19 protein-coding genes and 3 tRNA genes are annotated in these 24,733 nt (G+C 35.0%); 14 read left to right on the top strand and 8 right to left on the bottom strand.

Annotation, left to right across the window (positions count from 1 at the left end):
- Complete coding sequence (locus A4F88_RS11420; RefSeq protein WP_068842743.1) at window positions 1-603, bottom strand: NAD(P)H-dependent oxidoreductase; 603 nt, start codon at window positions 601-603, stop codon at window positions 1-3.
- 339 nt (window positions 604-942) lie between these two features.
- Complete coding sequence (locus A4F88_RS11415) at window positions 943-1,929, bottom strand: aldo/keto reductase (protein WP_068842742.1); 987 nt, start codon at window positions 1,927-1,929, stop codon at window positions 943-945.
- Between the two features lie 118 nt (window positions 1,930-2,047).
- Between A4F88_RS11415 and A4F88_RS11410 the strand changes: the two genes are divergently transcribed.
- Together A4F88_RS11410 and A4F88_RS25175 are read left to right on the top strand one after the other, a co-directional pair.
- Window positions 2,048-2,893, top strand: a complete 846-nt coding sequence (locus tag A4F88_RS11410) for an AraC family transcriptional regulator (RefSeq protein ID WP_068842741.1) — start codon at window positions 2,048-2,050, stop codon at window positions 2,891-2,893.
- A 32-nt stretch (window positions 2,894-2,925) separates the two neighbouring features.
- A complete protein-coding gene (locus A4F88_RS25175; protein ID WP_082815755.1) occupies window positions 2,926-3,486 on the top strand; it encodes a CPCC family cysteine-rich protein in 561 nt (186 codons plus the stop codon).
- Window positions 3,487-3,521: 35 nt separating this feature from the next.
- Here the strand turns inward: A4F88_RS25175 and A4F88_RS11400 are convergent, their stop codons facing one another.
- From A4F88_RS11400 to A4F88_RS11390, 3 genes are all read right to left on the bottom strand, one after another.
- Window positions 3,522-4,586 (bottom strand): SMI1/KNR4 family protein, encoded by a 1,065-nt coding sequence (locus A4F88_RS11400; RefSeq protein WP_068842740.1) that lies wholly within the window; start codon window positions 4,584-4,586, stop codon window positions 3,522-3,524.
- 29 nt (window positions 4,587-4,615) lie between these two features.
- On the bottom strand, window positions 4,616-5,377 hold the full coding sequence (locus tag A4F88_RS11395; protein WP_068842739.1) for a C40 family peptidase: 762 nt from the start codon (window positions 5,375-5,377) through the stop codon (window positions 4,616-4,618).
- Between the two features lie 65 nt (window positions 5,378-5,442).
- Window positions 5,443-6,621 (bottom strand): acetyl-CoA C-acyltransferase, encoded by a 1,179-nt coding sequence (locus tag A4F88_RS11390; RefSeq protein ID WP_068842738.1) that lies wholly within the window; start codon window positions 6,619-6,621, stop codon window positions 5,443-5,445.
- A 239-nt stretch (window positions 6,622-6,860) separates the two neighbouring features.
- Between A4F88_RS11390 and A4F88_RS11380 the strand changes: the two genes are divergently transcribed.
- From A4F88_RS11380 to A4F88_RS11365, 4 genes are all read left to right on the top strand, one after another.
- A tRNA-Ser gene (locus tag A4F88_RS11380) sits at window positions 6,861-6,944 on the top strand.
- A gap of 14 nt (window positions 6,945-6,958) precedes the next feature.
- Window positions 6,959-7,033: transfer RNA gene (locus A4F88_RS11375), tRNA-Pro, on the top strand.
- Between the two features lie 34 nt (window positions 7,034-7,067).
- Window positions 7,068-7,141: transfer RNA gene (locus A4F88_RS11370), tRNA-Arg, on the top strand.
- A gap of 214 nt (window positions 7,142-7,355) precedes the next feature.
- Window positions 7,356-8,177 (top strand): phospholipase A, encoded by an 822-nt coding sequence (locus A4F88_RS11365; RefSeq protein ID WP_068842736.1) that lies wholly within the window; start codon window positions 7,356-7,358, stop codon window positions 8,175-8,177.
- Window positions 8,178-8,212: 35 nt separating this feature from the next.
- Here the strand turns inward: A4F88_RS11365 and A4F88_RS11360 are convergent, their stop codons facing one another.
- Window positions 8,213-9,136, bottom strand: coding sequence for a hypothetical protein (locus tag A4F88_RS11360; protein ID WP_068842735.1), 924 nt, complete (start codon window positions 9,134-9,136; stop codon window positions 8,213-8,215).
- Between the two features lie 336 nt (window positions 9,137-9,472).
- On the opposite strand from A4F88_RS11360, the gene A4F88_RS11355 reads away from it, so the two are divergent.
- The 3 genes from A4F88_RS11355 to nagB all read left to right on the top strand — a co-directional run bounded on the left by A4F88_RS11355 (window position 9,473) and on the right by nagB (window position 14,795).
- Entirely contained in the window at window positions 9,473-10,390 is a 918-nt protein-coding gene (locus A4F88_RS11355; protein WP_068842983.1) for a Dyp-type peroxidase, read from the top strand.
- 251 nt (window positions 10,391-10,641) lie between these two features.
- Window positions 10,642-12,741, top strand: coding sequence for an alpha-L-fucosidase (locus A4F88_RS11350; RefSeq protein WP_068842734.1), 2,100 nt, complete (start codon window positions 10,642-10,644; stop codon window positions 12,739-12,741).
- 140 nt (window positions 12,742-12,881) lie between these two features.
- Complete coding sequence (gene nagB / locus A4F88_RS11345) at window positions 12,882-14,795, top strand: glucosamine-6-phosphate deaminase (protein ID WP_068842733.1); 1,914 nt, start codon at window positions 12,882-12,884, stop codon at window positions 14,793-14,795.
- A 257-nt stretch (window positions 14,796-15,052) separates the two neighbouring features.
- Here the strand turns inward: nagB and A4F88_RS11340 are convergent, their stop codons facing one another.
- On the bottom strand, window positions 15,053-15,766 hold the full coding sequence (locus A4F88_RS11340; protein WP_068842732.1) for a LytR/AlgR family response regulator transcription factor: 714 nt from the start codon (window positions 15,764-15,766) through the stop codon (window positions 15,053-15,055).
- A 68-nt stretch (window positions 15,767-15,834) separates the two neighbouring features.
- Window positions 15,835-16,893: a sensor histidine kinase gene (locus tag A4F88_RS11335; protein WP_068842731.1), complete on the bottom strand. Its 1,059-nt coding sequence runs from the start codon at window positions 16,891-16,893 to the stop codon at window positions 15,835-15,837.
- A 121-nt stretch (window positions 16,894-17,014) separates the two neighbouring features.
- On the opposite strand from A4F88_RS11335, the gene A4F88_RS11330 reads away from it, so the two are divergent.
- The 5 genes from A4F88_RS11330 (at window position 17,015) to A4F88_RS11310 (ending at window position 24,564) form a co-directional block, all read left to right on the top strand.
- The gene (locus A4F88_RS11330) at window positions 17,015-19,258 is read left to right on the top strand and encodes a GH92 family glycosyl hydrolase (RefSeq protein WP_068842730.1); all 2,244 of its coding nucleotides are present in this window, start codon (window positions 17,015-17,017) and stop codon (window positions 19,256-19,258) included.
- 33 nt (window positions 19,259-19,291) lie between these two features.
- Window positions 19,292-21,169, top strand: coding sequence for a sodium:solute symporter family protein (locus A4F88_RS11325; protein ID WP_068842729.1), 1,878 nt, complete (start codon window positions 19,292-19,294; stop codon window positions 21,167-21,169).
- Window positions 21,170-21,434: 265 nt separating this feature from the next.
- Window positions 21,435-22,400, top strand: coding sequence for a glycoside hydrolase family 130 protein (locus A4F88_RS11320; RefSeq protein WP_068842728.1), 966 nt, complete (start codon window positions 21,435-21,437; stop codon window positions 22,398-22,400).
- Between the two features lie 7 nt (window positions 22,401-22,407).
- On the top strand, window positions 22,408-23,478 hold the full coding sequence (locus A4F88_RS11315; protein WP_068842727.1) for a carbohydrate-binding family 9-like protein: 1,071 nt from the start codon (window positions 22,408-22,410) through the stop codon (window positions 23,476-23,478).
- A gap of 6 nt (window positions 23,479-23,484) precedes the next feature.
- Window positions 23,485-24,564 carry a putative glycoside hydrolase gene (locus A4F88_RS11310; protein ID WP_068842726.1) on the top strand — a complete coding sequence of 360 codons (1,080 nt, stop codon included), beginning with the start codon at window positions 23,485-23,487 and terminating at the stop codon, window positions 24,562-24,564.
- Window positions 24,565-24,733: the final 169 nt, after the last annotated feature.

Here is a 24,733-nt window from a genome sequence, read left to right as displayed (position 1 = left end):
TTATAGAGTTTTAAAGGTTTGTTCTAAATGTTTGGTATAGTTTTCTTTAAAGATTTCAATGTTTTCAGCTGTTGCGCCTTTCTCAACATCGTGAAAATGAAACCCGTCCAGTTTTTGCATTCCTACAAATTTATTCATTTTATGGAAACCAAACATAACTCCGTCATCTACAGATGTTTCTTCGAAGAATTCTCCCGGAAGAGTAAAGGCCGTTGCAGGCGCATTCCAGCTTGTGGTAAGCATGTATTTACGTCCGTGTAATTGTCCGCCGGTACCGTAATTAATGTCCGGATTTGTTCTTGTTCTGCCGTCACTTTTATAAATTCCTTTGTTGTGTCCGGCAGTGAAAACATCGTCGATGTATTTTTTGAAAAGATTAGGGACCTGAAACCACCAAACAGGTGTATGATACACTACAATATCTGCCCAGACGAATTTTTCTACTTCTTCGTCAAGATCGATATCTTGTTTAATATCAGTTGTTTTTATTTCGTAGTTTTTGCTTTTTAAAAACTCAATTGTCCAATCGGTAACGGTTTCGTTGAATTTTCCACCTGAATGGGCAAAATTTTGACTTCCGTTGATAATAAATATTTTTTTCATTTTTACTTTATGTTCTTTTGAAAATGGATGCGTGAGGGATAGTAGTGGAAATCCTTTTGTGCCGGGGTTCGGCATAAAAGATTGCAACGGATAGCCCGGCGCTTGGGACACGCCCAAATTCTAGTTATTTAATTTTTGAGATTGTTTTTAAACACATAGAAACATAGGTTTTTCTATCTGGAAAAGAGAATGGAAAGAAACTAGTTTTTAAAGCATAGTTCTTAAAGTTAGTTCTTTCTCGTTTCCCGGAATGACCAGATTGCGAATACTATGTACATTTTAAATAAGTGAAACGCCTTTATAGAGAAAGTAAAACTATTTTTCTATGTGTTTAAAATATTATTTTAATTTTGAAATAGCCTGATTAATGAAATCTAATTCTGAAACAGATAAATCGAAATCCATTGTTTTGGCATTAGAAATGGCTTGTTCTGCGTTTCTTGCTCCGGCTAAAACAATTGCAATTCCTTTTTGTAAAGTCGTCCAGCGTAATACTAATTGCGAAATTGAAATGTGTTTTGAATGTGCCAATGAACTCAATTCTTCAACTAAAGTTTTTACTTTTTGAAGATCAAACTGACCGAAATAACCATTTCTGTGATCGTTTTCTTTTAACTTGCTGTCGGTGAAATATTTTCCGGTTAACAAACCTCTTTCCATTGGACTGTAAGCAATGATTCCGATGTTTTCTGAAACGGTGAACGGAATTAAATCGGTTTCAATTTTGCGGTTCAGCATACTGAAAGCAACCTGATTTGATGCAATCTGAACTGTTTTTTGCGCTTCCTGAATTTGCGGAATGCTGTAATTGCTTACGCCAAATGCTCTGATTTTTCCTTGCTGAAGTAATGTTTCAACGGCTTGCATCGTTTCAGAAATTGGTGTTGTTGTGTCTGGCCAGTGAATTTGTAATAAGTCGATATAATCTGTTTGAAGACGTTTCAGGCTTTCTTCGACTTCTTTTATTACGCTTTCTTTTGACGAATATTTGTAGACTGGTATTTTTTTTCCGTTGTCGTCGGCATCAAAAAAGAAATCGCCTTTTCCGTTGTTGCTTCCGTCCCAAACCAAACCAAATTTGGTTAGCAATTGTACTTTTGAACGGTCTTGAGATTTTAAAGCTTCTCCAATCATTTCTTCACTTAAACCAAATCCGTAAAAAGGAGCGGTGTCGATTGTAGTTACACCGTGATCGATTGAGGCGTGGATAGAATCGATAGAATCTTTCTTTTCGTTTCCGCCCCACATGTTCCCGCCAATAGCAAATGCACCGTAAGTTATAGTTGATAATTCAAGTTCTGAGTTGCCTAATTTTCTATATTCCATGATGTTGTATTTTAAATCTTAAATTTTACTTGGCAAAATTATACCATTTTTAAGAGTGTTAACTTGTATATATTTGCCTTTTTTATGTAAATTTGCAACTTCAAATAATTTGCAACTCATGAAAAAAGAAAATTTATATGAACCGTTTACTGTATCTTTTGAAACACTGGATGAATATCCGGATGTTGGAGATCGTCATAATTTCTTTGAATTGGTTTATATTCTGAGCGGAACCGGAACCCAATGCATCAACAAAAATATTTTTGAATATGATGCCGGACATATGTTTTTATTAACGCCTGAGGATTGTCATAATTTTACGATCGAAACAAAAACAAAATTTTTCTTTTTGAGGTTTAATGATATTTATTTAAAGAATTCCAGTTTACAAAACGAGAATATTCAGCGTTTAGAGTATATTCTGCAAAATGCGAATCATCAGCCGGGTTGTATTTTAAAAAATGATGCGGATAAATGTTTGGTAAAAGTAATGATTGAAGCTATTTGCCGTGAACATCAGGATAAAGATGTTTACAATCAGGAATTGATTCAGCAATTGGTCAATACGCTGATTATTATTGTAGCAAGGAATATTGCGAAGTATTTGCCGGAACAGGTAAATATTGGTTGTGAGGCTAAAGCAATGGATATTCTGCAATATATCCAGACTAATATTTATTATCCGGAGAAGATTAAAGCGGAATCTATAAGTGATTATTTTGGAATTTCGAATACGTATTTAGGACGATATTTTAAAAAACATGCCAGCGAAACGATGCAGCAATATATCAGTAATTATAAAACGAAACTAATTGAGCATCGTTTGCAATTTAGTGATAAACGTATTAACGAAATTGCGTATGAATTTGGCTTTACGGATGAAAGTCACTTTAATAAATTCTTTAAGAAACAAAGAGGGAATAGTCCTTCGGAGTTTAGAAAAACGATTCGTATTAGTGCGTGATGTTGGCACGCGGATGAGACGAATTTAAACAGATGGATAGAGAAGAAGCGAAAAAAGCTATTGCAGCATGTGAATTGAAGAGTTTATCTGATCAGGATAAGCTTGAGATTTTAGAAAATAATTATTGGTTTTTTGGCGATAAAGAAGGTATTGTTAATGCTATAGAGAACGGATGTTATCCTAAAATTTCATACAGTTTTATAGAATTAATTAATAATACTCCAAATCCAATTCTTAATGAAGAATCAGAAGTATTATTATTAGATTATCTAAAAAGAGAATTGTCGTTTGTAAGCAATTCTTATTTGGAACTTAAATTGAATAATACAGGTTTAAATTTTGATGATAAAGTAACTGGCGAAGTAGAAAAAGCTGGTTTATGCCCTTGCTGTGAATATTATTCAATTGGATATGGAGAAGATGGTTTATGGGATATTTGTTCTGTTTGCTTTTGGGAAAATGGGGGAGACGGTCCGAATCATATGACCTTGAAAGAAGCAAAATTAAATTTTGAAAAATTTGGAGCTGTTAATGCTACTTCTTTGGATTTTATAGACAAGGAAGGCAAAATTAAATACATTAAAAAAGCTTGAGAATATTTTAGTTGAAAACCAGGACTTATTTCTTTTTATTCAAAACCTTTTTTGCTAATAATAAAATCAAAGTGCTGATGGTTACCGGTTTTTAAATTATTGATTTCGTTATTTAAGAGTTCTTCGAGAGATTCTGCGACTATATTTCGCTGCCAGGATTCGTTTTGAAGTTCTATAATCTGACCAAATTTTCCTTTTTCGGCAGGATCTGTATCGTATAGTAAATAATCTCCGTTTCTTCCTGTGGCGAACGGAATCCATTTTGGGTTGGTGTAATTGTTGGTTTGAAGTTTTTCGAAATCTATTTCCTGTTCTGGAAGATCGTCTTCGTCAAATTGTAAATCTTGTATCGAATTCCATTCTTCAGGAATGTCTGCAAACGGAATTAAATCGTAACTCCAATTGTGTGTTAAAAACTGAAAAGCAGAGGTTACAGCATCATACTCTACATTTTGAACTTTGTAAAAGTTTAAAAGTGCCGGCGGAATTGTTATTTCGTCTTCTAATACAGCATGTTTTGTAATGGTTTCTAAAGTGATACCGTCTGTTAAGTTGTAATAATCATGATCTGTTTCGACAATTTTATTGATTTCAGAAATCCATTCCTGCCATAAAGTTTCGAATTGTGCAAATTCCGGATCAAGTGGTGTTTTTTCTGTTTTTTGCTTTTCTTTTTCTTCGTAAGCTGAAATATCCAAAACAGTAATTTCGCCATCTTCTTTGTCAAACCATATGCTCATTCCGTTAAGGATTAAAGCTCCTGTTTTGTCTCCTTTAAAAAGTTTTACAAGCTGATTTTTGTTCGATTTACAGAAATCGAATATATCGTTGCCATCAAAAAGAAATTGCCCTTTAAAAGGGTTTTGAGAACAATAATCGTATTGGTTTGTTACAAGTTCAAGCATCAAATGCTCTGCTTGTATTCCTTCTTTAGAAAACGCCAGAATACCAAGCTCATCCCAGGTATAAATATGATTATACTGTTTCTTTGTGTATCGGCATTCTCCCAAAGCCTTTTTTAAATTATCTATATCAATTGGAAACTGAATGGAAACATCGTTAATGGTAAAGTCTGTTTTAGATAATGAAAGCTTTGTCAAAGTCTGATTCTTTAAGAATTATAGAGGAGTTAAATGATTTTTTTGATCACACGAAGTTTGTGGGTGTGCTTGTTGATTTCAGGATTGTAAATTCCTAAATGATCTAAACGGTCAATACGTACTTTTCCACTGGCGTGAATGATGTAATTGTTTTCCATAATGATGCCAACGTGAATGATGTTTCCTTCATCGTTATCAAAAAAGGCTAAATCGCCAGCTTCACTTTCTTCGATAAAACTCAACGGTTCTCCGTCTAGTGCCTGTTGCGAGGCATCACGGTGAATTTTATAGCCGTTTAGTTTGTAAACCATTTGTGTAAAACCGGAACAATCAATACCAAAAGGTGTTTTTCCTCCCCACAAATAAGGTGCGTTCAGATACATAAAAGCAGTACTTATAAGCGCACTTTTGGGTTTGATACCACTGGTTTTGGTTCCTTCAAAATCAAAATTTGATATATTGATTTCGTTGTTGTTTAAAAATGTCAGGGAAGCACCAAGCGGAATAGGTAGTAATAAATTATCCGGAGCGGTGATATAATCAATTAAATCAGCATTTAAAATAATGGCTTCTTTGCTTAACTGATTGTAGTGTTCTTCAGAAATTACCTGATATTGTTTAGAATCTACCCAGCCTTCGTAGTCATCATATTGAATTTTTATTCGCGCCCATTGGTTTTGACGTTCTAAAATTTCGATATGTTCACCAAACAAAAGTTGTGTAACAATTTCACTTCTGTCGCTTGGCTCAGATCGAACGGGTACTATGGCTAAATTGCAAATTCCGAACATTTAGGTAATGTATTAGTTTGAAAATTAGGAGTTATAGAAATTAATAACTCCTAATTTAATATTATTTAAGCTCTTTCGATAACAATTGCCGATGCACCACCTCCGCCATTGCAGATTGCTGCGGCTCCGGTTTTAGCATTATTTTGTTCTAAAACATTTAGTAAAGTTACAATGATTCTGGCTCCTGAACATCCAAGAGGGTGTCCTAACGAAACAGCTCCACCGTTTACATTTACTTTATTGTTATCCAGATTTAGGATTTTTGCATTGGCCAAACCAACAACTGCAAATGCTTCGTTGAATTCAAAATAATCAACATTATCTATTGCAATTCCGGCTTTGTTTAATGCTTTTGGTAATGCTTTTGCCGGACTTGTAGTAAACCATTTTGGTTCTTGTGCAGCATCTGCATATCCTTTTATGTAGGCTAAAGGTTTTAAACCTAATTCGTTTGCTTTTTCTTCAGACATTAAAACTAAAGCAGCAGCACCATCGTTTATTGTAGAGGCATTTGCAGCTGTAACAGTTCCGTCTTTTGTGAAAACAGCACTTAACGAAGGAATTTTATCGAGTTTTACATTGGTGTATTCTTCGTCTTTAGAAACGATAACAGGTTCACCACGCCTTTGCGGAACTTCTACAGGAACAATTTCGTTGTCAAATTTTCCGGCATCCCAGGCTTTTGCACTTCTTTCATAAGACTGAATAGCAAAATTATCCTGTTCTTCACGGCTGATGTTGTATTCAGACGCACATAAATCAGCGCAAACTCCCATTGCGTTGTTATCGTAAGCATCTGTCAAACCATCTTTTTGCATTCCGTCAAGCATCGTTGCCGGACCAAATTTGTTTCCGTTGCGCATTTGTACATAATGTGGAATCAAACTCATGTTTTCCATTCCACCAGCGACAACAATTTCAGCATCTCCGCAAGCAATTGCCTGGGCGCCAAACATAACAGCTTTCATTCCGGAGGCACAAACTTTGTTTACTGTTGTTGCGGCAACTTCTTCAGATAAACCTGCAAAAAGTGCTGCCTGACGTGCTGGCGCTTGTCCAACTCCGGCTTGTACAACATTCCCCATGAAAACTTCATCAACTAATTTTGGGTCAAGGTTAATTTTTTGAAGTGCTCCTTTTATAGCGGCAGCACCTAATTTTGGTGCGGGTACGGTAGATAAACCTCCCATGAAACTTCCGATAGGTGTTCTAACGGCAGAAACGATAACAACTCTTTTGTTCATTTTCTGTTAATATTAGTTAATCAAGCAAATTTACTGTTTATTTGAATAAATTCAAATTTTGGATCAATTCGATTGAATTTTAAATTTAAGATGAAATTTTCGTTAATTCTATTTGTTTGATTGTTAAGTGTTTTAAAAAAAAATGCAAAAAAAAATAAAAAAAAGCTCCAAAATAGTTGTGAGAAATGTAATGTTGTCATACCTTTGCAACCGCAAAACAGAACACGTTTCTTGAGCTTGGAGAGGTGCCAGAGCGGTAATGGAGCAGATTGCTAATCTGTCGACGGGTAACCGTCGCCAGGGTTCGAGTCCCTGTCTCTCCGCTTAAATTTTGCCTCGGGGTGTAGCGTAGCCCGGTTATCGCGCCTGCTTTGGGAGCAGGAGGCCGCAGGTTCGAATCCTGCCACCCCGACTAAAACTTTAAGCGATAAAGTTTTAAAATTAATGGACGCATAGCTCAGCTGGATAGAGCACCTGCCTTCTAAGCAGGCGGTCGAAGGTTCGAATCCTTCTGCGTTCACAAAAAGCCACTCAATCGAGTGGCTTTTTTGTTTTTGTATCTTACCAGTTTTAATGATAGCCCTTTAAAATTAGAATTTCAATTTTGAAATAGCTGAAGTTATTTTATTGCGTTAACTCTTGTTTTTATTGCGTTAATGCGATTGGTGTAAATGATGTATATTTATAGTAAAAAGCCAAAAGCTCAAAAAGAAGCCTCAATTTAAACTATCAGAATGTACTTAAAATACCTATTCCTGTGTTTGATTTTGTTTACAATCACATCAAATTCACAAATTTTAGAAACTAAAAAAAACTTCCGTGCAGCAGATTCGCTGTTAAAAGAACCTAGCTTTTCTGTTCACAAAGACAATTATTTCTTAACCGGAGTTCCTGTTAATACCGCTATTACACGAAACACTGCTGATGTAAAATATCAGGTTAGTTTTAAGTTGCGATTAAACTCAAAGCCTTTATGGGGTGGATTTTTTCCGTATTTAATGTACACTCAAAAAGCTTTTTGGGATATTTATGCAAGCTCAAAACCGTTTTCAGAAATTAATTTTAATCCAGGTGTTGCCCTTGTTCGTCCGTTTTATTTAAAAGGCGGAAGGCTAACCTACGGATCAATCTCTTTTGAGCATGAATCCAATGGCAGGGATTCTATTTATTCCAGAACCTGGAACATGCTTGCTTTTTCATTAAAATCGCAAGTTTCTCCAAGGTGGATTGTTGGCTTAAGAGGATGGATTCCGCTTGTTGATAAAGAAGATAATCCCGGACTTACCAAATATGTAGGATATGGCGAAGCGAGTGCAACTTATCAGATACAACCCGGACGATGGAGCGCAGACATTCTTTTTAGAAAAGGAAGTGGTCTTATCAATTATGGATCCTTACAGACACAGGTAAACTGGAGACCTTATAAAAGCGAAAATTATTATCTCACATTGCAGTGGTTTGTAGGTTACACAGAAAGTTTAATTGATTATCAGGAACACAAAAGCATGGTGCGTATAGGATTTACGATCAAACCCGAAAATATGGGGATTTTTTAAATTGACTGAAATAGGAGCTGTGTGAATTTTAGGTATTAAAAACTATTAAGTCTTATGGCTAAACTTTTTAAATCCTGTTCAAGAGAACGAATCGTAGACTGTAGCTCATTAAGCATGTTAGCTCTGGAATGTAAATTGTCTGCTGTATAAATTCCGCCTTCGTCAAAGAAAAGTTTTTGAGTTTTAGGATCTATCTTTCCATCAAAATTATATTGCAGCCATCGGTTTTTTATGCTTTCCTGCAAGTCGTTTTCTCCGGAATTACTAAATTGTTTCTCGTTAAGAATAGTCCAGATCGAATTTGGATACGTTTGATTAGAATTGTCATTGTACCAAATATTTCGCAACAGGTTTCTTTCAAGTTTAAGGTCAATTTTTTTTCCTTTTGGTGAAATAGTCAAAGCTCCCAATCCGGCGCTAAGCAATCCGCCACTTACACCAACTAAATTACTGGCATTGTTGTTTTTTATTAAAACAGTTGCAACAGTTGTCAGCGCACCTAAAGTAACAGAAGCGACTGTAAGATTTTTGGTTTTTTTGTTATTAAGATCGTCTACAAAGTCGGCTAGTTTATTGATGCGCTCACCATTACAATCTAATTCTGATGCCAATGCATTGATCTCTATATTGGTAAGTAGTAAGCGATCAGTAATTTTTTGTTTTAGGACTAACCGTTTCAAAGTATCTTTTTTAGTCTGAAGATACTCTGCTAAATAAATTTCAATACCAATTGCTTTACTGATCAGGATGTCATGTTTCGATAAGTTAGCATTTAAAATACTGTCTTGTTTGTGTGTGTTGGTTTTAGGAATTTCGATTTGAGAATAATCATATGATATGGTGGGCTGACAAAAATTGGTGGTCAGATAATCAATTTTTGTGCTTTTTAAAACAGTTGAACATGACGAAACAAGAATTGATATTGTAAGCAATCCGGTAAATATTTTCAGTTGTTTCATATGGTTTTGTTTTGGCGTTATAAAACTTTACTTCATCTTTAGTGGTAATAGAAGTTTAAAGTATTTTAGGTTAAACGAAAATACAAATTAAATTTCTAATGGTTTCTGTTTCATTAGAGTGTGTAAAATGTAATGAAGAAGATTGAAAATCCTGAAATTAAATTTACCTTTTAGAGGTAAAATTTAAAGTCATTTAAAAACGCTACTTAAAATTTACATCCCATTTTTTGTACCTTTAGTACGATAATGATTTTAAAAATTGAAAATTAAAATGTTTTTAAGTTTTGATTCTAAAATGATCTCTACGTCTAATTATTGAAAATTTTATTTATGAGCATTAACTCTCAAAATGTATTAGATTATGCGAATAACAACACCATTTTTATGGTTTGGAATTTGAAAAAAAATACTTCTCCTGATGATACTTTTAAAAAGCTCTGTTCCTTAATTATCAACCTTAATAATTCTGCGAATACCCGTTTTCCGGATTGTAAGGCGAGTATCGTTATGGGAATTGGTTATGAAGCGTGGCTATTATTAAACTTACCTAAACCGCTTCCAAAAGAATTAGTGCCATTTGAACCCATCGTAGGATCTAAACACACGGCAGTTGCCACCAGCGGAGATTTACATTTTCATATACGATCTACAGAGTTTAGTTTTTGTATCGATGCAGCATCAGCTATTTCAGATGTTTTATCAGAAATTGGAGAAAGTATCGAAGAAATTCATGGTTTTAGATATTGGGATAGCCGAAGTATTTTGGGATTTGTAGATGGTACAGAAAATCCACACGGTAGTGATCGGGAATATTTTGGAATAATTGGCGACGAGGATTCTTTGTATAAAGGCGGGAGTTATTTATTTGTTCAAAAATACATTCACGATCTCAATGCCTGGAAATCTCTGTCTGTTCAGGAACAGGAAAAAGTAATTGGCAGATCAAAAGCCGATGATATCGAAATGTCTGATGAAGAGAAACCTTCCAATTCACATTCGGCACTTGCCAATGTGGGAGACGATTTAAAAATTGTACGTGATAATATGCCATTTGGTAATGTATCTTCTAATGAAATGGGAACTTATTTTATTGCTTATGCCAGTACATTCAGTACCATACAAAAAATGCTGACCAATATGTTTGTTGGTTCTCCAATAGGTAATTATGATCGTATTTTAGATTTTAGTACAGCGAAAACCGGAACTCTTTTCTTTGTTCCTACTTTTGATATGCTGGATCAGTTTGCAGAGTAAAGAGTAAAGAGTAAAGAGTAAAGAGTAAAGAGTAAAGAGTAAAGAGTAAAGAGTAAAGAGTAAAGAGTAAAGAGTAAAGAGTAAAGAGTAAAGAGCGATTCGATGGGGTCGCTTTTTTGGTTTTATGACTTTGTAGTCTCCGTATACTCTTTTAAAAATGTTGTTGGTCGAAATAGTAGTGAATAAAATATGGATTTGATTTAAATTTAGATTTTAATTCACTTTCAGTCAAAATAGTATCCGGAGTATAAATGAAAAATATTTTTTTAATACTGAGTTTTTTTTCCTTCATCACATCAATTTGCTCTCAGGAATTGGTAAAAACTCCTGCGCCATTTGGTCCGTTGCCAACACAAAAACAAATTGACTGGCAGGAAATGGAATTTTATGGCTTTGTACATTTTTCATTAAACACTTTTACCAATAAAGAATGGGGTTATGGAGATGAATCTCCGCAACTTTTTAATCCAACGAATTTAGATGTTCGTCAATGGGCGCGTATTGTAAAAGCTGCCGGAATGAAAGGAATTATTTTGGTAGCCAAACATCATGATGGATTTTGTTTGTGGCCATCGGCATATACAGAACGTTCTGTAAAAAATTCCCCATGGAAAAATGGTAAAGGTGATTTGGTAAAAGAATTAGCGGTAGCCTGCAAGGAATACGGACTGAAACTCGGATTATATCTTTCGCCCTGGGACAGAAATCGTGCAGATTATGGTAAACCCGAATATGTTACTTATTTCAGAAATCAGTTAAAAGAATTATTGACCAATTATGGAGATGTTTTCGAAATGTGGTTTGACGGAGCCAATGGTGGAGACGGTTATTATGGCGGTGCCAACGAAACCCGAAAAATTAATACCCTTGAATATTACAATTGGGATGAAACTTATAAGTTGATTTATAAAATAGCACCAAAAACACTAGTTTGGGGAGTTGGACCTTCAGAAGCCCGATGGATTGGAAATGAAGAAGGTCGTGCCGGAAAAACAAACTGGTCTCTTTTACGTCAAAAGGATGAGCTGGCAGGGAAAGTTCATTATACTGAATTCATGTCGGGACATGAAGATGGCGAAAAATGGGTTCCGGGCGAAGCCGATGTTTCAATAAGACCAGGATGGTTTTACCATGCTGTTGAAGATGATAAAGTACGTTCGCTGGATGAAATGGTCGACATTTATTATGAATCGGTTGGGCGAAATGCAACTTTGCTACTAAATCTTCCGGTGGATAAAAGAGGTTTGGTTCATGAAAATGATGAGACAAGACTAAAAGAATTAGTCGCTACTATAAAAGCCGATTTTAAAACAGAATTATTATCCCGAACAAAAATCTCTGCTAATAATGTTAGAGGAAATAGTAATGAGTTTGGGGCAAAAAATGTAACTGACGGAAATAAAAATTCGTATTGGGCAACCGATGATAATATTAAAACAGCTTCGATAACTTTTGAATTTGATAAACCAACTGATATAAACCGTGTATTGCTTCAGGAATATATTCCACTGGGACAACGTGTTAAAACTTTTAATGTTGAGGTTAAAACAGATAGAATCTGGAAAACTGTTGCCGCAGAAACTACTATTGGGTACAAACGAATTCTAAGAATTGACAGGGTTAAAGCGTCTGCATTAAGAATCAACATTACAGATTCAAAAGCGAGCATTGTAATTTCAAATATTCAGGCATATAATGCGCCTGTTTTTGTGCGTATGCCGGAAATTCAGCGAGATAAAAACGGCGATATAACAATAAAATCTGAAGATGGAAATCCGGTTTATTATTCGCTTGACGGAAAAAATCCAACGAAAAAAAGTACTTTATATAAAGGAGTATTCAAATACAATAAAGCCGTTCAGATAAAAGCGATTGCTATTAATACAAACGAAAATATCAGCAGCGCCATAAAAACGGCAAAGTATGGTGCATCAAAAGAAAACTGGAAAATAGTTACTGCTTCCAGTGGAGATTTAACAATGGCAAACCGAATTATCGATGGAAATCCTGATACAGACTGGAGTTTTGGTAATGATACTAATAAACTTCCACAGGAAATAACAATCGATATGGGAAGTATTTTAAACATAAACGGGTTTACTTATATGCCACAACAAGTTGGAAATAATCTCAATCTAATCTCTAACTATGAATTTTACACCAGTCTGGATAATGTAAAATGGACTTTGCAGTCTGAAGGGGAATTTTCGAATATAAAAAACAATCCGATCGAACAGGTAAAAACATTTAAAAAAAGTAAAGCAAGATATCTTCGTTTTGTAGCAAAGTCGGCAGTTTCTAAGGGATCGACAGTTTCGATTGCAGAAATAAATGTAATTGAAACCTTGTAAGCTGGTTTCGGTTTGTGATCTTTTTTCTTAAAGTTTTAAATTGTGTTTTCTAGCGAAGTTTACACGTTATTAGTCGAATTTTTGATTATTTCCATGGTCTAATATTTAATTTTATATTAAATAATTAGAACAACAGGCAAATGATTAAAGAAAGTATAAATTTCAAAGAAGCAGGAAAGTTCGAAGAAACCCGCTTCGAGAAAATTCATAATGTGATTTTCGATTCATCTCAGGAAGCTTCGATTTTAGTCGCTCAGGAAATAGCCAATATCATTCAAAGAAAAGAAGAATTAAACGAGCCATGTATTTTAGGACTTGCGACAGGATCTTCACCTGTAAAAGTATACGAAGAGCTGGTAAGACTTCATAAAGAAGAAGGTTTGAGTTTTGCAAACGTCGTGACTTTCAATTTAGATGAATATTATCCAATGGATAAAAACGATATTCAGAGTTACTGGTATTTCATGCATGAACATCTTTTTAATCATGTTAATATTTTACCTCAAAACATCAATATTCCTGACGGAAATATCAGTAATGAAGACCTGCAGCAATATTGTATCGATTACGAAATGAAGATTAAATCCTACGGAGGATTAGATTTTCAGTTGTTAGGAATCGGGAGAACGGGGCATATTGGATTTAATGAACCGGGATCGCATGTTAATTCAGCAACACGAAGTATTACACTCGATCATTTAACACGTCAGGATGCTGCATCTTCCTTTTTGGGAGTGGATAATGTGCCGAGAAAAGCCATCACAATGGGAATTGGTACTGTAAAAAATGCCAAGCGAATTGTGCTTCTCGGATGGGGAATCAGTAAAGCAGAAATAATAAAGAAAACAATCGAAGGAGAAATTTCATCGAGAGTTCCGGCTACGTATTTACAACAGCACAACAATACAACATTTGTGTTAGATACAGAAGCATCATCAGAACTAACGAGAGTAAAAACCCCCTGGCTGGTAAAATCGGTAATCTGGACAGAAGAGTTAAAACTAAAAGCCGTTGCGTGGTTAAGTGAATTGACCAAAAAACCTTTCCTGAAACTAACGGACAAAGATTATAACGATAACGGAATGTCGAGCGTTTTGGCAGAAGAAGGAACTGCTTACCATTTGAATATTAAAATGTTCAATAAAATGCAGCAAACCATCACAGGATGGCCGGGTGGAAAACCTAATGCTGATGATACCAACAGACCGGAACGTGCAACTCCCGAAAGAAAAAGAATCATCATATTTAGTCCGCATCCGGATGATGATGTTATTTCGATGGGAGGAACTTTTGACCGATTGGTAGAGCAGGGACATGATGTTCATATTGCGTATCAAACCTCAGGAAATATAGCAGTTTCGAATGAAGAGGCTTTAAAGTTTGCCGAAATTTCGATGGCATTAAATAAAAACTCTGAAGAAGCTGAAAATATCATCAACTTTTTAAAGAATAAAAAAGCAAATGATATTGACTCATTAGAAGTGAGAAGATTAAAAGGATTGATTAGAAGAAGTGAATCAGTTGCAGCAACCAGATATTTAGGTGTACCGGATTCAAATGTTAACTTTTTAGATTTACCATTTTATGAAACTGGAACAGTTAAGAAAAATAACCTTGGAGAGGCTGATATACAAATTATGTGTGATATTATCGAAAGGATAAAACCACATCAGATTTATGCAGCAGGAGATTTGGCAGATCCACACGGAACGCACAAAGTGTGCCTTGATAGTTTGTTTGAAGCTTTAAAGCGATTAAAACACAAAAGCTTTATGGATGATTGCTGGGTTTGGCTGTATAGAGGAGCCTGGCATGAATGGGAATCGTACCAAATCGAAATGGCGGTTCCAATGAGTCCGGATCAGGTACTTAAAAAACGTCATGCTATTTTTTACCATCAGTCACAAAAAGACGGGGTAATGTTTCAGGGCGATGACAGCCGCGAATTCTGGGTAAGGGTAGAAGACCGAAACAGATTAACGGCAGAAAAATATCATGCTTTAGGATTAGCAGACTATTCTGCCATCGAAGCATTTAAACGATATTTCTTTTAGAGAAATTTTGTTTTAAAAACGTAATAAGCTATTTCATGTGGTTTATTGGTTAGTTACCAGTTTTGAAAATGCAGCCGTGGTTGGCTGCATTTTTTTGTTTTGTGGGGTTTTACCGCAAACTTTTTCTCTCAGTTTTGTCACCCTGAGCGAAGTCGAAGGGCGCTAAAACAAAAAAACTTTAATCAATGTTTTTAAACATTGATTAAGGTTTCAATACGTTAAACATCTAACATTTTACTTATTAACTTCTCACAAAATCAAATCGAAGAATTCAAAATTCTTTGTTTTACATGATCGATATACGATCTGCCAATTACATATCGTAAACCTTCAATTTCGATGCTGTTTCCTTCAACGGCATCAATTTTATCAATAGCAATTGTATAGGATCTGTGTATTCTTAAAAAATTTCTCTCCGGAAGCAAATCTGTAAAATCAGACAGTGTGCTGTGAATTATATATTTACCTGTTAGAGTGTTTATTTTTAAATAATCTTTTAAGCTTTCGATAACCAGAATTTCATTAAAGAAAATCTTTTTCATTCTTTTCTTGTCGATTTTTACGAATATAAAAGGGCTGTCGGCACTGCTTTCCTGCGGAATATTAGTTTTATTTTCGAGTCTTTTACTAATCTTATTTAAGGTTTTCATTAACCTCGGAAACTCGATTGGTTTTACCAGATAATCTAAAACATCCAGTTCGTAAGTTTCAATTGCAAACTGACTATAGGCACTCGTGATAATAAGAATTGGTGGATTTTCAAGGCTCTTTATAAAATTAATACCATCAAGAACAGGCATGTTGATATCGAGAAAGATAACATCAACGGTGTTATTTTTCAGGAAATTTAAACCTTCAATTGGATTGCTGAAAGTATTTATTACCTCAAAATTTTCAATCGGCTCTAAATAATTTTTAATAACATTAATCGCCAAAGGCTCATCGTCAATAATCAAACAATTTATTTTCATTTCTATAATCTTAGTTATTTGAGCGAAATAATTTAGCAGGTAAATTTATATACGAAGAAAAGTTGTGTCTAGGTTACTTTAATCACAAGTTTTACGACAAAAATATCTTTTTTATTTTTAAATGAAAGCTTATAGTCATTTTTATTATAACCTAACTCCAATCTTTTTTTTACATTCTCAATACCTATGCCACTTGACTTGTTAAAATTGTCCTCATGTTGTGTAATTTCTGGCGTTGGATTAGAAATAGTAAAATGCAGGTAATCGCCTTTTATCTTAAAATTTATATTGATCACCACTTTGCCGGTATTTTTGTTTACACCGTGTTTAAAAGCATTTTCAATAAAAGTTAATAATATGATAGGAGAAATCTCTTTGTCATGAATATCACCGGATATAGACATATTTACCTCTAATCGGTCATCATTTCGGATTCTCTCCAGATCAAGATAATTCTGAATGCAAAGTATTTCATTTTCCAGAGTCTGTCTTTTGCTTCTTGTATCGTACAGCATATAGCGCATTAGCTCAGAAAGTTTCAGGACAATTTTTGGTGTTTTGTTTGATTTTTCGACAGATAAAGAATAAATGTTATTGAGTGTATTAAAGAAAAAGTGCGGAGAAATTTGAGATTTCAGGAAAAGCAATTCCGTTTCTAATTGAGATTTTTCCAGATCCGTAACCCTTTTTTGTTCCTTCAAAAAATCTAATGTAATCTTAATAGCCGTAACAAAAGTGATCACATACAGTTCACCCATCATCATATCTATAGTATAGTTGAGGGTTAACTCATCTATAAATTCCGGGCCTTCAGGCCAAACGTTATGGTTTATTAATAGATATGTAAGGTTAAATTTTACGATAACCATTAAAAATAGAGAAGATAAAATGGCCAGTATATACAAAAGGTACTTTTTTCGATAGACCAGATACGGCATAAACACCAAAATATTCAGATAACACAAAGTCATGTGAATAGGAAATCCCAATAAGTTTGTTTTGAACGAATAGAGATAGTCATTAAAATAGCTTCCCCATCGAAATGTGTTAAATAAAAAGTAAGTAAGCCAAAAAAAGATGTGATAATGCAATGGTATGCGATAAAGTTTGCCGGAACTGAAATTCATAATACTGGTATTTTTTGTGACTTTTTTTGGTGTTTATCTTAGTTAAACTGTCGTCCGTCTAAATTAGTTTTAATAAAATTCTAATTTATTTAAATTTAAAGTTAAATTAAGATTGTTTTATATGAAGAATTTTACCCTGCTGGGCTTATTGGTCATTTTGACTGCAAGTTGCAAAATAAATGTAAATAAAAATAGCGAGCAAAAAATACTTTTTGTTAATCATGTAGATCCTTTTATTGGTACAGGAGGTCACGGACATACTTATCCGGGAGCAACGGTTCCTTTTGGAATGCTTCAGGTAAGTCCTGACAACGGAATCTCAAGTTGGGACTGGTGTTCCGGATATCATTACTCAGATTCTATTGTAGCGGGTTTTAGCCATTTGCATTTAAGCGGAACCGGAATTGGCGATCTGGCAGATATTCTTTTCATGCCGACCAATAAAAAACTTGATTTAACTACAAAAACAACTTCACGAGATCAATTACCATATAAATCAAAATACAGTCATGTTAACGAAAAAGCAACACCGGGTTCTTACCAGGTTTTTCTTGAGGATCCTAAGATCAATGTAGAATTAACCTCTTCACAACGCACAGCATTTCATAAATACACCTTTGCAAAAAACGATACACAATCTGTAGTTATCGATTTAGGATTTGCGATTAATTGGGACAAAACGGTAAAAACCGGAATCACAATTGAAGACCAATACACGATAAGCGGATATCGCTATAGTACAGGCTGGGCAAAAAATCAGAAAGTATTTTTTGTCGCCAAATTTTCGAAACCTATTACAGAATCAGTTTTAATTGCTGACAAGCAAATCATTAATTCCAAAAAAGCCGACGCAGAAAACACATCGGCACAACTGTTTTTTGACCCGAAAAAATCAGATCAGTTATGGGTTAAAGTAGCTTTATCTTCGGTAAGTGTGGCTAATGCCAAAGACAATCTGGACGATGAAAAGTCAACTTTTGATACCACAAAATCTAAAGCAGCTACTATATGGAATACTGCTTTGAGCAAAATCGAAGTTGAAACCCCAACAGATTCATTAAAGACCATTTTCTATACCGCGATGTTCCACGCCCAAGTTGCCCCTGTAACCTATAGTGATAAAAACGGTCAGTTTAGAAAAGAGGATGATCAAATTGCTACGGCAAAAGATTATACCGCTTACTCGACCTTATCACTATGGGATACTTTTAGAGCCGAAAATCCATTACTGACTTTATTGGCTCCGAACAAAACTTCAGACATTGTAAACTCAATGTTAGCCTATTACGATACAAAAAAAATATTACCGGTCTGGACGTTATATGCCAACGAAACCAATACCATGACAGGCTATCATTCAATCCCTGTAATTGCAGATGCTTATCTAAAAGGAATTAAAGGTTTTGATGCAGAAAAAGCTTATCAAGCCATGAAAGCGACTATGATGCAGGATGAGCGAGGATTGAATTACTATAAAAAATACGGTTATATTCCGTTTAACTTACTGGATGAATCAGTTACGATTACTTTAGAATATGCTTATGATGATTGGTGTGTGGCACAAATGGCAAAAGCCTTAGGGAAAAACGAAGATTATCAATTTTTCCTGAACCGTTCCAAAGCCTACCAACATTTATTTGATCCTAAAACAGGATTCATGAGAGGAAAATCGGATGATGGAAAATCATGGAACGAACCTTTTGATCCAAAACATTCCAACCACAGAGAACATACAGATTATACCGAAGGAAATGCCTGGCAACACAGCTGGTTTGTTCCTCAAAATGTAGAAGATTTTATTTCACTGCACGGAAGTAATGAGATTTTCGTAAAACGTTTAGAACAATTATTTACAGAAAGTTCAGAAATTACAGGAAGCAATGTTTCAGCAGATATTTCAGGATTAATTGGTCAGTATGCACACGGAAACGAGCCAAGTCATCACATTGCTTATATGTTCAATCATGCCGGACAGCCCTGGAGAACACAATATTGGGTACGTCATATTTTAGATACTCAATACAATACAACCCCAAACGGTTTAAGTGGTAACGAAGACTGCGGACAAATGTCGGCTTGGTATGTTTTTAGTTCCATGGGATTATATCCAATGAATCCGGCTTCGGGAGAATATGAAATAGGAAGCCCGATTTTCGAAAAAGCAAAAATCAATCTTGAAAACGGAAAATCTTTTGTAATCGAAGCAGAAAACGTTTCAGATAAAAACTTTTATATCCAGTCGGCAACACTCAATGGTGTTCCGTTCAATAAAACAGCTATTACACATCAGCAAATATTGCAGGGCGGGACTTTGCATTTTGTAATGGGATCCCAACCCAATAAAAACTGGGGAGTAAAACTATAACCAACCACATAACTAATAAATAAACATAAATTAATGGATATAATTGACGTATCAATCATTGTAGCCTATATTCTGCTCTCGGTAGGAATAGGAATTTGGATTTCAAGAAAAGCATCAAAAGGACTCGACGATTACTTCCTTGGCGGAAAAACAATCAAATGGTATTTTTTAGGCCTAAGCAACGGATCAGGAATGTTTGATGTTTCAGGAACTTCCTGGATGATTGGAGTATTGTTTTTATATGGTGTAAAAAGTTTTATGTTTATGTGGCTCTGGCCAATCTGGAACCAGATTTTTGTGATGATGTTCCTTGCCGTCTGGATTAGAAAATCAAAAGTAATGACTGGTTCTGAATGGATTCTAACCCGTTTTGGAAGTGACAGGGCCGGAAAAGCATCTCATATTATCGTCGCCATTTTTGCTATAATTTCTACCATTGGTTTTATCGCTTATTTTTTTGAAGGTATCGGTAAATTTGTAACCATTATTCTTCCGTGGGATTTAACGCTTCATTATGGCGATTTAATTATACTGACTTCTGAGCGTTCTTATGCGCTGATTATTATATTTCTTACTACAGTTTACACCGTAAAAGGCGGAATGTTTTCTGTAGTTGCTACCGAAGTGGTACAATATTTAATCATGATTACCGCTGGTGTCCTGATTGCCGGTTATGCATTTATCAATTATACTGATATTCAGATCAATTCGGTCATTACAGAAGAGTGGAAAAATGTTTTCTTTGGTTGGCAATTTGAAACCCAATGGAGTGATAAATTTCAAACCTTCAATAATTTAATAGATTCAGAAGGATATAAAATGTTCGGTGCTTTTATCGGAATGACTTTGTTCAAAGGTTTCTTTGCCAGTGTAGCCGGACCAACGCCAAGTTATGATTTGCAAAGAATACTTTCTACCAAATCCGTAAAAGAAGCAGCGTATATGAGCGGTTTTACCAATTTGATTTTATTCATTCCGAGATATTTATTAATCACCGGAATTGTAGTAATTGCGTTGGTAAATTTAGCACCGGAATTAAATGCCAATACAGGTTTAACCGGAGCCGATTTAGAATTATTAATGCCAAAAGTCGTTAATTTATACATTCCTGTTGGAATCAAAGGAATTTTGCTAGCCGGTTTATTAGCCGCTTTCATGTCCGGATTTTCAGCATTTGTAAACGCAGGACCTGCTTACATAGTCAACGATATTTATAAAAAATATTTCAAGCCTGTTGCCTCAAATGCGCATTATATCAAAGTAAGTCAGATTTCTTCTTTTCTGGTAGTAGGGCTGGGCGTTTTTATGGGATTTTTTGCAGACTCCATCAATTCCTTAACACTTTGGATTACAAGTGCTTTGTACGGAGGTTATGTCGCAGCCAATTTCTTAAAATGGATTTGGTGGCGTTTTAATGGCTGGGGTTATTTCTGGGGAATGTTCGCCGGATTAGTGGTAGCTTCTTTGCAATTTGCTTTAGGTCAGGCCAAAGGAAGTTTAACCGAAGGATCATTTTTGTACGATTTAGCGCAAGTACAGGCGATTTATTTATTCCCGCTAATATTTGGTTTCTCGATTCTGGGTTGTCTTTTAGGAACATTCCTGAGTAAACCAACAGATATCGAAGTGCTAAAATCTTTTTATACCAATGTAAGACCCTGGGGTTGGTGGAAACCGGTTTATAAATTATTAAGAGCAGAAGATCAGACTTTCGAAAAAAATAATGATTTCTGGAAAGATATGCTAAACTGTGCCATCGGGATTGTATGGCAGTCGAGTATGATCCTGCTTCCTATATTTTTTATTATCAGAGATTATCCAAAAGCCATTACAGCATTACTGGTGTTTTTAGTAACAACCACGATATTAAAATTTACATGGCTGGATAAAGTTAGAAAAATCGAAGATTAAGATAAAAGAAGCAAGAAGCAAGAGCTTTGTCAAAGTTTAAAACTTTGACAAAGCTTTGGAAATATTTTTAAACACATAGAAACATAGGTTTAAGTGTGTATAAAAAGAATACAAAAGAAACTAGTTTCTAACACATAGTCCCGAGGCTTCGGGATTTGTTAATGCAAGTGAAACGCCTTTAAGCGGTTTTCAAAAACTATGTTCCTATGTGTTTAAATAAATGACAAAAGTGATAGAATAGAAACAATAAATAAAAAACAAAAAAATGAGCAGTATTCCCTGGCAAGACAGACCCGAAAACAGTAACGATGTAATGTGGAGATATTCTGAAAATCCAATTATCGACAGGTATGCAATTCCATCATCAAACAGTGTTTTTAATAGTGCTGTTGTACCTTTTGGAGATGGTTTTGCGGGTGTTTTCAGATGTGATAACAAAGCGGTTCAAATGAATATTTTTGCCGGATTTAGTAAAAACGGAATCGATTGGGATATCAACCACGAACCCATCGTAATGCAGTCTGGTAACACAGACATGATCGAATCGGCTTATAAGTACGATCCACGTGTGGTTTTCATCGAAGATCGTTACTGGATTACCTGGTGTAACGGTTACAACGGACCAACAATTGGTATTGGATATACGTTTGATTTTAAAGAGTTTTTTCAATGCGAAAATGCCTTTTTGCCATTCAACAGAAACGGTGTTTTATTCCCGCAAAAAATAAACGGAAAATATGCCATGTTAAGCCGTCCAAGTGATAACGGACATACACCTTTTGGAGATATCTGGATCAGTTACAGTCCGGATATGAAATATTGGGGAGAACATCGTTTGGTCATGAAACCAACTCCTTTTGAAGACAGTGCGTGGCAATGTACCAAAATTGGAGCAGGACCAATTCCTATTTTAACCAACGAAGGCTGGCTTATGATCTATCACGGAGTTATCAATACCTGCAACGGTTTTCGTTATGCAATGGGTTCAGCACTTTTAGATGTTGATGCACCGGATCAGGTAAAATATAGAACACAGCCTTATTTATTAGGACCAGCAGAACTTTACGAACAAGTAGGCGATGTACCAAATGTAGTTTTCCCATGTGCTGCTTTACACGATACAGAAGAAGATAAACTGGCCGTATATTATGGAGCAGCAGATACAGTTGTAGCTATTGCATTTGGTAAATTAAGCGAAGTAATTCAGTTTACAAAAGATAACAGTTTATAAAAAAAGCATGCGTTTAAAATTTCAATGGTTAACAGTGGTTATAGGTTTTCTTTCGGTTGTGGGTTTTTCACAGTCAAAGAAAAATACCATTATTCCTAAAACCTATGTAGCAGTAAAAACAACAACTCCAATTGTGATCGATGGTGATGAAACTGATGCCGCCTGGAGTAAAGCAGACTGGACAGAACTTTTTGAAGATATTGAGAATGGTATAAAACCAAAGTATGCTACAAAAGTAAAAATGCTCTGGGATGAAACCAATTTCTATATTGTAGCAAAAATGGAAGAACCGCATGTTTGGGCAAATTTAAAACAACGCGATACCATTATTTTTTATAACAATGATTTTGAAGTCTTTATAGATCCCGATAGCGACACTTTTAACTATTATGAATTAGAAATAAACGCCTTAAATACCGCTTGGGATCTATTTTTATCAAAACCGTATCGTGAAAATGATAATGTTGTTTTAAACGACTGGAATATTCCCGGACTTAAATCAGCAGTTAAAATTCATGGAACATTAAATAATCCCAATGATATTGATCAGGGATGGACTTTAGAAATGGCAATTCCGTGGGCAGCTTACAAAACCTCTTATTTTGATCAGAACGTACCTGTAGATAAATTCTGGAGAGTCAATTTTTCAAGAGTTAACTGGCAGCATTCCCTTGTTGATGGCAAATACGAACGAAAAAAAGATGCCGACGGAAAATTTTTGCCGGAGTACAATTGGGTTTGGTCGCCAATGGGTGTCATCAATATGCATGAACCAGAAAAATGGGGCTATGTTTATTTTTCTTCCAAAGAAGGAAAAGATAACTTTACCATTCCGCAGGATGAAAAAGTAAAATGGGAACTTTATAATTTATACAGAGCCCAAAAAGAGTATTATCAGAAAAATAAAGTATGGGCAAAATCGATTGCCAGCCTTACAAAAGAAACCATCAGTATTGATCATAAAATTTTAAAACCGGTAGTAGAAAATCATGCATCCGGATTTAATATTGCAGTAAAAAGTCCATTTTCTAATCAAACCTTTATAATCAGGCAGGATGGTAAAATAATACAAAAATAAACCACTATGAAACTACCAAAACTATTACTTTTTATATTGGCACTAACGATTTTTTCCTGTGCTAAGAAAGAAGAACAAACCACTTTTAAATTTGGAGTCTGGACCACCGCAGATGCCAAAAAATCAGATGCTGATTATTCGAAAGAATTTAAAAAATACAAAGAGGGCGGAATCGATGAGGTATTAATTAATACCACAACAGATCCAAAACTCTTAAAAAGATTAGTGCCTCTTGCCACCAAAGAAGGCTTAAAAGTGCATGCCTGGATTATGGCGATGAACAGGCCCGGAGATTCTCTGGCATTACAACATCCGGATTGGTATATGGTAAGTAAAGAAGGAAAATCCTGTTTTGACAATCGCCCTTATGTAGATTATTACCAATGGTTGTGTCCAACCAGAAAAGAATCAAGAGAACATGTTTTACATTTAGTAGAAGAATTAGCAAAAGTTGACGGGATCGAAAGCGTTCACTTAGATTATATTCGTTTTCCGGACATTTTTTTACCAATCAGTTTATTGCCAAAATACAACTTGGTTCAGGATACAGAATTACCTCAGTTTGATTTTTGCTATTGCGATGAATGTATCAGGGCATTCGAAAAAATCCATCATAAAAATCCAAAAGAAAGTCATAACACTTCGATTGATATGGAGTGGAAAAACTTCAGGTTAAATGCCATACAAGCAGTTGTAAATGATGCTTATACCATTGCACACAAACACAATAAAAAACTAACCGCAGCAGTGTTTCCGTATCCTGAAATGGCAGATCATATGGTGCGCCAGCGTTGGGACAAATGGAATATCGACGAAGTATATCCTATGATTTACCATAGTTTTTATAATGAAGAAATTGACTGGGTTGGTTATGCCACCAAACAAGGTGTTGCTGATTTAGAAGACAAGAAAACAAAAATCAACACAGGAATTTATATTCCGGGATTAAAAAACGATAAAGAACTTAAAGAAGCGATTTTACTCGCAAAAGAAAACGGAGCAGCAGGAGTTTCTTTCTTTGACGGAAATGCATTGACAGAAAGTAACCTGAAAACCATCGCAGCAACAAAAGCAGGTCTAAAATAGCAGATTATTTTTAAACACATAGAAACATAGATTTTTTTTCTCACAAGATTAAAATTATCGACAGAATTATTCACATTGCTCTGTGAAATGATACAATTTAAATGTCTTTTTTTTAACTTTAAAATCTATGTTTCTATGCGTTCAGAATAAAAATAGCAGGCAAGAATAA

The organism is Flavobacterium chilense (genome assembly GCF_001602525.1).
GTDB lineage: Bacteria > Bacteroidota > Bacteroidia > Flavobacteriales > Flavobacteriaceae > Flavobacterium > Flavobacterium chilense.
Note: the sequence above shows the minus strand (reverse complement) of the source record. Positions and strands in the feature narration are given on the sequence as shown.